Raw genomic sequence first — 11,977 nt, forward strand, 5'->3', positions numbered from 1 at the left:
GCAAATCGGACTTGCCCGCGCCAATCTCTGCACAGAACGAACCGACGTGCCGCTCTCGAACCCGATCACCGGCGCCGGTCGAAGCAAGGGAGATCCAAAATGACGACGCAAGTCCGCACCGACATCCTCAATCCCGACCGCCGTCAATTGCTGAGCCAGGCCGCGATGGGCGCGGTCGCCGCCAGCGTGTCGAGCCTGCTGCCGCTGCATCCGGCAAGGGCGGCGGCGAGTGGCGCGATCCGTCCATTCCACGTCAGCGTGCCCGAGGCGGACCTGCTCGACCTCCGTCGTCGTCTCGCTGCCACGCGCTGGCCGGATCGCGAGATCGTCACCGATCAATCGCAGGGCGTGCAGCTGAGGACGGTGCAGGCGCTCGTGCGCTACTGGCAGAGCGACTACGACTGGCGCAAGATCGAAGCGCGGCTGAACGCTTTGCCGCAATTCGTCACCGAGATCGACGGTGTCGACATCCACTTCATTCACGTCCGCTCGCGGCACGAGAATGCGCTGCCGATGATCGTCACGCATGGCTGGCCGGGCTCGATCATCGAGCAGATGAAGATCGTCGGCCCGCTCACCGATCCGACCACGCACGGCGCCAGGGCCATGGACGCGTTCGATCTGGTGATCCCCTCGCTGCCCGGCCACGGCTTCTCGGGCAAGCCGACGGAGCTCGGCTGGGATCCCCAGCGGATCGCGCGCGCCTGGATCGCGCTGATGAATCGGCTCGGCTATAGTCGTTATGTCGCGCAAGGCGGCGATTGGGGAAATGCCGTCACCGAGCAGATGGCGCTGATCGCGCCGCCGGAGCTGCTCGGCATCCACACCAACATGCCCGCGACCGTCCCTGACGACATCGCCAAGGCGCTGCAGCCCGGCGGAACGCGCCCGGCGAACCTTTCGGCCGACGAGCGCCTTGCCTACGACCAGCTCGATGATTTCTACAAGCACGGCCTCGGCTACGCGATCGAGATGTCGAACCGGCCGCAAACGCTCAACGGTCTCGTGGACTCGCCGGCGGGCCTCGCGTCCTGGATGCTCGATCACGATGCGCGCAGCGCCGCGATGATCGCGCGCGTCTTCGACGGCAGGACGGAGGGCTTGTCGCGCGACGATGTGATCGACAACATCACGCTCTACTGGCTCACCAATACCGCGGTGTCGTCGGCGCGGCTGTACTGGGAGAACAAGCTGGTGTTCTTCGCGCCCAAGCACGTCAATATCCCTGTCGCCGTCAGCGTCTTCCCGGACGAGATCTATGCCGCGCCGCGCAGCTGGGCCGAGAAAGCCTATCCCAAGCTGATTCACTACAACCGCCTCGACAAGGGCGGCCACTTCGCGGCCTGGGAGCAACCGGCACTGCTTTCTGCAGAAGTGCGGACGGCGTTCCGTCCGCTGCGGCAATCGATCTGAGATGCGAACCCATACATCAGGAGTGCAAGCAATGAACGGTCCCGAACGCAACTTCACGACCGGTGACATCCGCCTCGAGCGCCGGCTGCCGTCTTACTGGCGCGTCACCTTCGACATGCCGCCGGTCAACATCTTCGGCCCCAGGCACCTTCCACTGCTGGGTGACGTCGTCACCGCGATCGAGACCGATCCGCAGGTGAAAGTGGTCGTGTTTGACAGCGCGATCGAAGGCTTTTTCATCACGCATTACGACTTCCTCGCGCCGCTGAAGGATTCCCTCAGCATCCCGCCCGGGCCGACCGGTCTTCAGGCGCTGCCAGACATGCTGGTGCGCCTCAGCCGCGCGCCGGTCGTCTCCATCGCCTCGATCCGGGGCCGCGCGACCGGTGTCGGCAGCGAGCTCGCGCTCGCCAGCGACATGCGTTTTGCCAGCCGCGAGAAGGCGATCCTGTCGCAATGGGAGGTCGGCGCGGGCCTCGTGCCCGGCGGCGGACCGATGGCGCGGTTGCCGCGCCTGATGGGCCGCGGCCGTGCGCTCGAAGTGCTGCTCGGCGCAGACGACATCCACGGCGATCTCGCCGAGCGCTATGGCTATGTCAACCGGTCGTTGCCGGATGCCGAGCTCGACGGTTTCGTCGAGGCGCTCGCGATGCGCATTGCGTCCTTCGACAAGGAGGCGATCGCCGAGACCAAGCGCCTTGTCGATGTCGCGAGCCTGCCGCCGGATGTCGAGATCAAGCCGGAGTGGGATGCGTTCCTGGCCGCGCTCGGCCGCCCCGCGAGCCAGAGCCGCCTCAAAGCGCTGTTGGCGCGCGGCTTCCATCGCGCCGGCGACGTCGAGAACCGGCTCGGCTTCCACGTCGGACAGATCGGGAGCTGACGGAACCGTTGCGACGCTCGGCCGGTTGGAGCGGCGGCAGGCGGTCACGCCGATGCCGCCTTCCACCGGTACAGAGCGATGGTGCGCAAAGGCAAACGAGGAGAACTGAGATGATCCGCAAGGCAAAAGCAGTTTGGAAAGGCACGGGCCGCGACGGCACCGGCCATCTGACGAGCGAGTCCGGCGTGCTGGCCGAGACGCCCTATTCATTCAAGACGCGGTTCGAGAACGAGAAGGGCACCAATCCCGAGGAGTTGATCGCGGCGGCCCACGCCGGCTGTTTTACGATGGCCCTGGCCTTCGGCCTTCAGATGGCGGGTTTCACACCCGACGAGCTATCGACGGAAGCCGCGGTGACACTCGAGCCCGAAGGCAAGGGTTTCAAGATCAGTAAGTCCGCGCTGACCCTGCGTGCAAAAGTGCCGAACCTCGACGAGGCCGGCTTTGCGAAGATCGCCGGCGAGGCCGAGAAGAACTGCCCGGTGTCGAAGGTGCTCAACGCCACGATCACCCTCGACGCCAAGCTGGGCTAGAGGCAAGCGTTTGCCTTGGGTCCATCCGGTTCTAGGAACCGGGTGGACATTCATGCAATGCATGGCTTTTTGCCCGGCGGCCGAAGCATATATATGATGTGCAGATGCAAAGCGGACAGAGCGATCAATTGGGAGCGGACAGATGACGACAGAACGCGCAGTTTTGGCCGGGGGCTGCTTCTGGGGCATGCAGGATCTGATCCGCAAGCAGCCGGGCGTGATCTCCACACGCGTCGGTTACACCGGCGGTGCGGTGAAGAACGCGACCTACCGCAATCACGAAGGTCATGCCGAGGCGATCGAGATCATCTTCGATCCCGCCAGGACCAGCTTCCGCACGATGCTGGAGTTCTTCTTCCAGATCCATGATCCCACCACGTTCAATCGCCAAGGCAATGATCTCGGCACCAGCTACCGCTCGGCGATCTTCTACACAAGCGACGAGCAGAAGCGGATCGCCGAAGACACCATTGCCGACGTCGAGGCGTCCGGCCTGTGGCCCGGCAAGGTGGTGACCGAGGTTGCGGCCGCTCGCGAGTTTTGGGAAGCCGAGCCGGAGCATCAGGACTATCTCGAACGTTATCCCGACGGCTACACCTGCCACTTCATCCGGCCCGACTGGAAGCTGCCGCGGCGTGCAGCTGCGATGGGAGGTTAGCGCGCATCTTCGCGCGGTCAGTTGCGGAGCTGCGCCATCAACTCCCGCGCGGTGCGCATGTCGGCGATCTCGGTGCCCTCCGTGAACGATCTTGAGACGTTCTTCAGAGCGGCCAGAGCGTCCGCGTTCTGGCCGGTCCCCATCTTCAGCCGCGCAAGGCTGATCGCGCAACGCAGCTCCCAGAAGCGCGCGCCCTGCCGGCGGGAGATCTCCATGGCCTCGCGAAAGCGAGCCTCCGCGTCCCCTGAATGCCGCGCGCTCCGCAGCATCAACTCTCCCTTGATGCGGATCAGTTCGGGGAGATACCATAGCTCCTGACGATCGTCGCAACGGGTCAGGACATCCTCGATGACGTCGAGGCCGCGATCGACCTGGTCGGCTTCGCCAAAGCACGCCGCGAGCTCGCCGAGCAGGGGAAGAAAGCGCGGCAGGAAGCGTGCATCGCCGGCGCGATCGAGTTCTTCGCGCAGCAGCGGCAGGCCGATCGCGACGTCGCCGCGCTTGGCGACGACGGCGGCATTGAAGGCTCTTGCCCACAGGCCCCACAGCCGGATCGCGTGCCGATCGGTGTGCTCGAGCAGCTCGCTGCCGTGGCGTTGCGCGGCGTCGAGATCGCCGGCCCAGAAGGCGACCGGGCATGCGGCCTGTCCGAGCACGCTGCAGAAGGTCAGGGCGTGGCCGTTGGCCCGGCCTTCGTCGATGTTTCTTGCCGCCAGCGCCCGGGCCTGGTCGGCGAGACCTTGCAGCCACAGGATGCGGGCCCGGAAATATTGCGTCGAGATCCTGAGGTCGAGCGGGAAGATCTTGGGCTTTTCCGCCAGCACGTGCAACGATGCGCTGACCCGGTCGATGCACCGTCGCGCCTCGTTCTGGTCGCCGAGATAGTGCAGCGCAACGGCCATCAGACGGTCGCCCAGCATGAGGTCGGTCTTGTCGGGAGAGTTCGCTGCCGCGTTCGCAAAACGATCGGCGATCGAACGGGCCTTGCCGAACTGTCCGTTGTTGAACTGGTCGATGCACAGGCCCCACAAAGCGCGCAGGCGGAAATCCTTGTCGTCGAGCCTGTCCGCGAGTTCGAGAGTCGTTTCCAGGATCGGGCGCGCCTCGCGGGCGCGGCCCTCGCCATACATCAGCGACCAGCCGAGCGCCGACAGCAGCTGCATGCGGATGCGGTCGTCGTCCCCGCTGTCTCCGAGAGCTGCGAGCGCCGTTCTTGTCCGTTCGCGGCATTCGGCGAACGACGAAAGGCGCACCCACAGCGTGACCGCGGCCGCAGTCAGCGCGATACCGAGCCGGGCGTCGCCGTCGGGCGCAAAGGCCCAATCCAGCGCGGCGCGCACGTTGTCCTGCTCCCCAGCATGCATGCTCAGCCATTCGGGCAGCGGTGTCGACGTATCCGCCTCCGCCCGCTCGAAGAAGTCTCGAAAATGCTCGGCATGGCGCCGCGCGAACTGCCTGACTTCACCGAGCTCGTTCAGCTTGCCGAGCGCGTAGGTGCGCGTGGTGTCGAGCAGGCGATAGCGCAGCGCCCGCGAACCGGATGGCGAGATCAGCGATTTGGTGACCAGGCTGTCGATCGCCTCCAGCGTCTCCGAGGCGCTGAGGCCATCGCCGGATGCGACCGCGGCGGCCGCCTCCGGTGCGAACGGCCCGGCGAATACCGACAGGCGCCGCAGGGTGGCGCTTTCCGCGGGAGGCAGCAGGTCGTAGCTCCAGTCGAGCGCCGCGGCGAGCGTCTGGTGCCGCGGCACGGCCGTGCGCCGCCCCCGCCATTGCAGTGAAAAGCGGCTGTCGAGCAGGGAGGCCGTGCCGGCGATGCCGTACGCATCGACGCGGCCCGCCGCGAGCTCGATCGCCAGCGCGATGCCGTCGAGACGCCGGCAGATGTTCGCGACCAGCGGCGCTTCTTCCGCGCTGAGTTGGAACGGACCCGAGCTCTGCGCGATGCGCTCGACGAAGAGCTGAGCTGCGGGGTAGGCTAGGACCTCGGCGACGGCGAGCCCCTCGCGCTCCGGCGGACAATCCAGCGGGAACAGCCGGAAGATCCGCTCGCCTTCGCTGCGGAACGACTCGCGGCTGGTCGCGAGAACGCGAAGCTGCGGCGCTTCGCGAACGATGCGCTCGACGACCGGAGCCAGCGTGTCCAGCACATGCTCGCAACTGTCGAGGATCAGCAGGGCCGGTCCAGTCCTCAGATATGTCAGGAGGGCCGGAGTCGGATCCTCCGAGCTGACGGTCAGCCCGAGCACCGAGGCGATGGTGGTTGTGACATGGCTCGCGTCCCTGAGCGGACCGAAGTCGACGAAGAAGACGCGCCCGCCGAGATCCGCCGAGCGGCGATGACCCACCGTGATGGCGACGGCAGTCTTGCCGATGCCGCCCGGGCCGACCACGGTCATGAAGCGATGGAGCGTCAATCCATTCGAGATCTTCTCGATCACCTCCTCCCGCCCCACCATCCTCGCAAGCGGAGCCGGCAGGGAGCGGGGAGGGACGATTGCGGGTGGGGCTTGGACGACCGGCGGAGCTGCCTGAGCGAACGGCGCGACAAAGCAATAGCCGCGGCCGGGCACATTGATGACATAACGGGCCAACTTGCCGGTATCGCCGAGCGCCTTGCGCAGCGCCGCGACGTGGAAGCGCAGACTGCCTTCGTCGACGTTCACGTCGGCCCAGATACGCCTGACCAGCTCCCTCTTGTCGATGACTTCGCCGGGGCGCTCGGAAAGCAGGATGAGAATATCGAGCGCGCGGCCGCCGATATGAAGCGGCGCACCCTCCTTCTCCAGGAGGCGCGACTTTGGAAACAGGCGAAATGGCCCGAATGAAACGACCGAATCTTGATGGTTGTCAGCAGGCACGCCATTGGCCCGGGGAACGGGAGACAAAAGGTATCTTGTTCCCGTCTAGCAGAACGAGACGTCCAGTAAACTGGCCGAAAGCCGCATGGCAGATAGGCCAGCGCAGATGGCTTTGGGTTTGCCTCGGGCGGCACAAAATAGTGCCCGCGAACGAATGGCTTACGTTGGCATGCCAGGACCATGCCCTGGGCGGCTGACCGGGTGAGACCATTGCCCGCCGTGGCGCTTTGCTGCGACCTGTCGGTTCGCCAGCCAGCCCCGCCTCATCCGATCACCTCGGCGGACCGGCTCTTCATCCATGAATCCGGCGGCAAGGCCGCTCACGCATCGACGCGCGATCCTTCGCGCTGCTCCGACGTGACGATCCGTGCCGACAGTGTGACGAGGCCCATCAATGCGGCCAGCAGCCAGAACGCCAATGGCAATCCGCCAAGCCGTGCGACGAAGCCTACTCCGGCAGGGCCGATCAGGATCCCTGCATAGCCCGCAGTCGTGATCGCGGCGACAGCAAGCCCTGTCGGCATCACCGTCTGCCGCGCCGCCCGGCGAAACAGCACCGGCACGAGGTTTGACGCGCCGAGTCCGATCAGCAGGAATCCGCCGATGGCGACCGCGGCAACGGGCGCCGTGAGCAGGACCACGAAGCCCGCGATCGCGATGAGGCTGCCCCAGAGCAATGTCGTGCGGTCCCCGATGCGCGCCACCACCGCGTCGCCGCCGAGCCTTCCTATCGTCATCGCGATCGAGAACACGATGTAGCCGGCTCCGCCTTGCGCCTCGGTGACGAGCCCCGCGCCGATCACGAGCAGCGCGCCCCAATCGAGCATCGCGCCTTCGACGAGGAAGGTGATGGCGCCGAGCAGCGCAAGCAGCAGCACCGATCCGTGCGGCAGCACGAACAAGGGCCCCTCCTGCACCTGCACGGAGCGAAGCAGGCGCGGCCAGGTGACAAACATCGTGATCAGAATCAGGACGGAGCAGATCAGCGTGCAGGCGAGCGCGCCGAGTTGCAGCGAAAGCAGCGCCGTCATCAGCGCGGATCCAGCGAAGCCGCCGATGCTGAACAGTGCGTGGAAGCCGGACATCAGCGGGCGTGCCGCGGCGCGCTCCACCTCCACGGCATGGATGTTCATGGCGACGTCGATCGAGCCGAGCGCGGCGCCGAACGCAAAGAGCGCCAGCGCCAGCGACATGGGAGAGCTTGCGATCGCGAGCAGCGGCAGCACCAGCGCGAGAGCGAACCCGCCCGCAACGATGATCGGCCTGCTGCCGTAACGTGCGCTGATGAGGCCTGTCAGCAGCATCGCGACGACCGAGCCGACGCCGAGGCTGAGCAGCAGCAGCCCGAGCACGCCGTCGTCGACCGCGAGCCGCGCCTTCGCGAACGGCACCAGCGGCGCCCAGCACGCGATGCCGAAGCCGGCGACGAGGAAGGCGAGCCGGGTCGCAAGGCGCGTGGCCGGCCGGTCGGCAGAAGACATGAGAACTCCGGGGAAAAGCAGGGGCGGGGCGGAGGAGTAACCCGACGAATGCCGCGGCTTTATGGCCGAGCAGGACTCGGATCGTCGCGGTCGACCCTCGAAAGCTGCAAGCGGACGCGCAGGCCGTTCGGCTCGTTGTCGAGCAGTTGAAGCGTTCCATCATGCGCGGTCACGATCGCCCGGGCGATCGAGAGGCCGAGGCCAAATCCCGCCGTCTCGTCCATGGTCCGGGCGTCCTCGCCGCGTACGAAGGGTTCCAGCATTGCCGCCTTCCTCTCGTCGGGAATGCCCGGTCCATTGTCGCAAACGTCGACGACGAGCTGATTCCCCGACGTCAACAGTGAGACCTCGACTTCAGTTCCGAAGCGCGTCGCGTTCTGCACGAGGTTGGTGACCGCGCGGATGATTTCGTCCGGCCGCAGGACGAACGCCGCCCGGTCGGGACCCGAATAGCTCACCGCATAGCCGCAATCGGAGAACTGTTCGCAGACCATCTGCAGCAGCGCGGCGACGTCCACCAGCGTCGGCTTGACCGGACTTTCACTGCGCAACAAGGAGAGCACCGACTCCAGCATCGACTGCATCTGATCGAGATCGCGCACGGTCTGCATGCGCTGGGCCGCATCCTCGATATATTCCGAGCGCAGCCGCAACCGCGTGATCGGCGTGCGCAGATCATGGCTGATGGCGGCGAGCATGCGGGTTCGCTCGTTCATCAGCGCCGTGATGCGCTCGCGCATCCGGTTCAGCGCCCTGGCCGCGGACTTGATCTCCTCCGGCCCGTTTTCCGGCAACGGCGACGAAGACCGGTTCAGGCTGAAATTCTCCGCCGCGCGCGCGAAGGCCAACAGAGGCGAGGACAGTGCGCGGCCGGCCCATATGCCGAGCAGCGTGACGCTCGCCACCAGGAACAGCAGCGTGGAGGTCCAGAGGCCGCTGACGAAGGCCGGCATCTTGGACCATCCGATCGTTGCCTCGAGTACGTCGTCGCCCGCGACGTAGAACCAGACCCGGTCCTGCTGCGCGCCGGTGCCGGGAATGAATTCGGCCCGGCCGCCAAGCGCTGACGGGATGGCCATGGGCGTTCGCGTCGGCAGCGGCGTCGCGGAAGTGGAAACACTTTCCCGCAATTGCAGCTTGAGCGCCGGAAAGGTCCGGCTGATGCTTTCGAGGACGACCGCGCGTTCCGCCTTGGGCGTATTGCCGATGATCTGGGCGATCAGCTCGAACTGCTCGACCGGCGCATCGGTCAAGAGCTTCGGACGGCTGAGCAGGAAATACCCGGCGATCAAGACGTGGATCAGGACCAGCGAGACCAGTACCAGGGCCGCGATCTGGCCGCTGATCCGCCTGAAGCTGAACAGCGCCAGGATGCCGGCGGCGCGGCTCATGCTTCCTCCACCACCGGCGTGAAGACGTAGCCGCCGGTGCGGACGGTCTTGATGACGGACGTCTCTTCCGTACGGTCGAGCTTGCGGCGCAGCCGGCTGACCAGCACGTCGATGCTGCGGCCAAAGCTGCCGCCGGGACGGCCGCGCGTCATGCTCAGGAGATTGTCACGGGTCAGGATGCGGCCGGCCCGTTCGCAGAAAGCCTGCAGCAGATCGAACTCGGCGCTGGTCAGCGGCACCTGCGCGCCCTCGGGGTCGCGCAACTCCCGCAGGCGAAGATCGATCGTCCACCCCTGGAATTTGAGCCGCGTCGCCGTGGTGGTCGCATGCTCGCTCGATTGCCGTCGCAGCACGGCGTTGATCCTGGCAACGAGTTCGCGCGGGTTGAACGGCTTCGGCAGATAGTCGTCGGCACCCATTTCGAGGCCGAGGATCCGGTCGAGGTCCTCGCCCTTCGCCGTGAGGATGATGATCGGCGTCATGGACTCCATGCGCACGCGGCGGCACAGGCTGAGGCCGTCCTCTCCCGGCAGCATCAGGTCGAGCACGATCAAATCGACCTTGTTCTGCGAGAGGTAGCGGTCCATCTCCTTGCCGTTGGTGACCGCGCCGGCCGAGAACGAATGCTCGCGCAGATAGCGCGAGATGAGGTCGCGGGTCTGCCGGTCGTCTTCGACGATCAGGATGTTCTGCGTGCCTTGGGTCATGACTGATATCGCATCGGGGGGGCCGATCGTTGGTCGATTTGCGGACGATTGTCTCGTCCGAAGAACTACGGTCATGGTTCAATCCTAGAATTAGTCACGGCTCAAAGCCACTACGGGGTCGAGGAAAGCGGCGCGGCGGGCGGGGAAGAAGCCGAAGGCGACCCCGATACCGGTCGAGGTCAGGAACGCCGCCCCGATCGAAAACATCGAATAGGTGACCTGAAACCCCGGCATCGCGAAGTTGATCGCCGTGCCGAGCAGGAGCGCGATCAGAATGCCGGCGATGCCGCCGATCGACGAGATCAGCGTCGCCTCCACCAGGAACTGCTGGAGAATGTCGCTGCGCCTTGCGCCGACCGCCATGCGTACGCCGATCTCGCCGATCCGCTCGGAGACCGACACCAGCATGATGTTCATCACGCCGATGCCGCCGACGACCAGCGAGATCACCGCGATCGCGGCCACGAGGAAGGCCAGGGTCTGTGTCGTGCTGGTGATGGTGCGGCGGATGTCGTCGGTGTTGAGGATGACGAAGTCCCTGGTGTTGTGTCGCTGCGTCAGCAGAGTGGTGACCGCATCCTGTGCCAGCGCGGTCGAGATCTCGTCGCTGATCCGGAGCAGGATGCTGCGCAGCGCGCGGTCGCCGGTGAACTGGGCCTGTACGGTGGTGTAGGGAAGATACACAGAGAGGTTCTGGTTCGAGCCGAACCCGCCCTGCTGCTGGGCAATGACGCCGACGATGCGGCAGGGCACCTTGCCGAGCCAGATGACGCGACCTATCCCTGCGGTCTGGTCGTCGGCGAAGAAGGTCTTGCGGGTGTTGTCGTCGATGACGACCTGCCGCTCGATGTTGCGAACCGCATCGGCGTCGAACAGGCGTCCTTTCGCGAGCTTGGCGCCCTTGACCAGAAAGTAGCTCTCGCCGACGCCGTTGACCAGCACGTTCGATTCGTTGCCGCGGTAGCGGATCGTCGTGCTGGTCGAGACCGTCGGCGTGACCCCGGCAATGAAACTCTGCTGGCCGAGCGCGCGGGCATCGCCGAGGACGAGCGTCTTGATCTTTCCGGCACGTGCATCGCCGAAGTCCTTTCCCGGAAACACCTCGATCGTGTTGGTGCCGAGGCTCGAGATGTCGGACAGCACCTTGCGCTGGGAGGCGTTGCCGAGCGCGACCACGGACGACACCGCAGCGATGCCGATGATGATTCCGAGCATGGTCAGGAACGCGCGCAGCCTGTGTGCGGCCATCGCCACCAGCGCCATCCGCGAGGCTTCCCGCAGGCGCCGCAATGCACCCTGCCAGCCGCGACCGCCCTCCCACGAGCTCCGCGGGACCGGAGGCGGCGGTTCGGACATGTCCGCGGTCTCGGTTCGGCGGTCGGCTGCGATCCTGCCGTCCCGCAGTTCGATGATGCGCTCCGCCCTTGCCGCGACGTCGGCATCATGGGTGACGATGATGATCGTCCGCCCCTCCCGGTGCAGCTCCTTCAGAATCTTGAGGACTTCCTCGCCGCTGCGGCGGTCGAGCGCGCCGGTCGGCTCGTCTGCCAGGATGACCTCGGCGCCGTTGATCAGCGCGCGTGCGATCGAGACGCGCTGCTGCTGGCCGCCCGACAGCTGGTTCGGGCGATGGCCGCGCCGGTCGTTCACACCCAACCTCGCCAGGAGCTTTTCGGCGCGCGTGCGGCGCTCCCTGGCCTTCATCCCGGCATAGATGGCGGGGATCTCGACGTTCTCGGCGGCCGAGAGGTCGCCGAGCAGATGATAGCGCTGGAAGATGAAGCCGAAATGTTCGCGGCGCAGCGCTGCCAGCGCGTCCGCATCGAGCTCGGAGACGCTCTTGCCGGCGACGCGGTAGGCGCCGGAGGTCGGGCGGTCGAGGCAGCCTAGGATGTTGAGCAGCGTCGATTTGCCCGAGCCGGACGAGCCGATGATCGCCACCATCTCGCCGGGCTGGATGCTCAGCGACAAATCGTCGAGCGCGACCACGCTGCTGTCCCCGGCCCTGAACTCGCGCCGGACGCTCTCGAGCGCAATGATGGGATCGGCCATC

Annotated in this window: 9 protein-coding genes; 4 read left to right on the forward strand and 5 right to left on the reverse strand. The window is 66.1% G+C overall.

Features of this window, described 5'->3' with window-relative positions; all coding sequences use genetic code 11:
- Positions 1-99: 99 nt before the first annotated feature.
- The 4 genes from ACYCVF_RS03360 to msrA all read left to right on the forward strand — a co-directional run bounded on the left by ACYCVF_RS03360 (position 100) and on the right by msrA (position 3,484).
- On the forward strand, positions 100-1,413 hold the full coding sequence (locus ACYCVF_RS03360; protein ID WP_459597122.1) for an epoxide hydrolase family protein: 1,314 nt from the start codon (positions 100-102) through the stop codon (positions 1,411-1,413).
- 31 nt (positions 1,414-1,444) lie between these two features.
- Positions 1,445-2,293, forward strand: coding sequence for an enoyl-CoA hydratase/isomerase family protein (locus ACYCVF_RS03365; protein WP_459597123.1), 849 nt, complete (start codon positions 1,445-1,447; stop codon positions 2,291-2,293).
- Positions 2,294-2,403: 110 nt separating this feature from the next.
- On the forward strand, positions 2,404-2,826 hold the full coding sequence (locus ACYCVF_RS03370) for an OsmC family protein (protein ID WP_459597124.1): 423 nt from the start codon (positions 2,404-2,406) through the stop codon (positions 2,824-2,826).
- Positions 2,827-2,968: 142 nt separating this feature from the next.
- Positions 2,969-3,484, forward strand: coding sequence for a peptide-methionine (S)-S-oxide reductase MsrA (gene msrA / locus ACYCVF_RS03375; RefSeq protein WP_459597125.1), 516 nt, complete (start codon positions 2,969-2,971; stop codon positions 3,482-3,484).
- Between the two features lie 17 nt (positions 3,485-3,501).
- Here msrA and ACYCVF_RS03380 read toward each other — a convergent pair whose 3' ends face one another.
- The 5 genes from ACYCVF_RS03380 to ACYCVF_RS03400 all read right to left on the reverse strand — a co-directional run bounded on the left by ACYCVF_RS03380 (position 3,502) and on the right by ACYCVF_RS03400 (position 11,976).
- Positions 3,502-6,345: an ATP-binding protein gene (locus ACYCVF_RS03380; protein WP_459597126.1), complete on the reverse strand. Its 2,844-nt coding sequence runs from the start codon at positions 6,343-6,345 to the stop codon at positions 3,502-3,504.
- Between the two features lie 320 nt (positions 6,346-6,665).
- Positions 6,666-7,826, reverse strand: a complete 1,161-nt coding sequence (locus ACYCVF_RS03385; RefSeq protein ID WP_459597127.1) for an MFS transporter — start codon at positions 7,824-7,826, stop codon at positions 6,666-6,668.
- 59 nt (positions 7,827-7,885) lie between these two features.
- Positions 7,886-9,217, reverse strand: coding sequence for an ATP-binding protein (locus tag ACYCVF_RS03390; RefSeq protein WP_459597128.1), 1,332 nt, complete (start codon positions 9,215-9,217; stop codon positions 7,886-7,888).
- On the reverse strand, positions 9,214-9,924 hold the full coding sequence (locus tag ACYCVF_RS03395; protein ID WP_459597129.1) for a response regulator: 711 nt from the start codon (positions 9,922-9,924) through the stop codon (positions 9,214-9,216). Before ACYCVF_RS03395 ends, ACYCVF_RS03390 begins: the two co-directional genes overlap by 4 nt.
- Positions 9,925-10,014: 90 nt before the next feature.
- The gene (locus ACYCVF_RS03400; protein ID WP_459597130.1) at positions 10,015-11,976 is read right to left on the reverse strand and encodes a MacB family efflux pump subunit; all 1,962 of its coding nucleotides are present in this window, start codon (positions 11,974-11,976) and stop codon (positions 10,015-10,017) included.
- Position 11,977 lies beyond the last annotated feature (1 nt).

This window comes from Bradyrhizobium cedriense (assembly GCF_054602315.1).

Excerpts from the sequence above, each read along its gene's own strand:
- ACYCVF_RS03360 (WP_459597122.1), top strand. The coding sequence starts at position 100 with ATGACGACGCAAGTCCGCACCGACATCCTCAATCCCGACCGCCGTCAA.
- ACYCVF_RS03365 (WP_459597123.1), top strand. The coding sequence starts at position 1,445 with ATGAACGGTCCCGAACGCAACTTCACGACCGGTGACATCCGCCTCGAG.
- ACYCVF_RS03370 (WP_459597124.1), top strand. The coding sequence starts at position 2,404 with ATGATCCGCAAGGCAAAAGCAGTTTGGAAAGGCACGGGCCGCGACGGC.
- msrA (WP_459597125.1), top strand. The coding sequence starts at position 2,969 with ATGACGACAGAACGCGCAGTTTTGGCCGGGGGCTGCTTCTGGGGCATG.
- ACYCVF_RS03385 (WP_459597127.1), bottom strand. The coding sequence starts at position 7,826 with ATGTCTTCTGCCGACCGGCCGGCCACGCGCCTTGCGACCCGGCTCGCC.
- ACYCVF_RS03390 (WP_459597128.1), bottom strand. The coding sequence starts at position 9,217 with ATGAGCCGCGCCGCCGGCATCCTGGCGCTGTTCAGCTTCAGGCGGATC.
- ACYCVF_RS03395 (WP_459597129.1), bottom strand. The coding sequence starts at position 9,924 with ATGACCCAAGGCACGCAGAACATCCTGATCGTCGAAGACGACCGGCAG.
- ACYCVF_RS03400 (WP_459597130.1), bottom strand. The coding sequence starts at position 11,976 with ATGGCCGATCCCATCATTGCGCTCGAGAGCGTCCGGCGCGAGTTCAGG.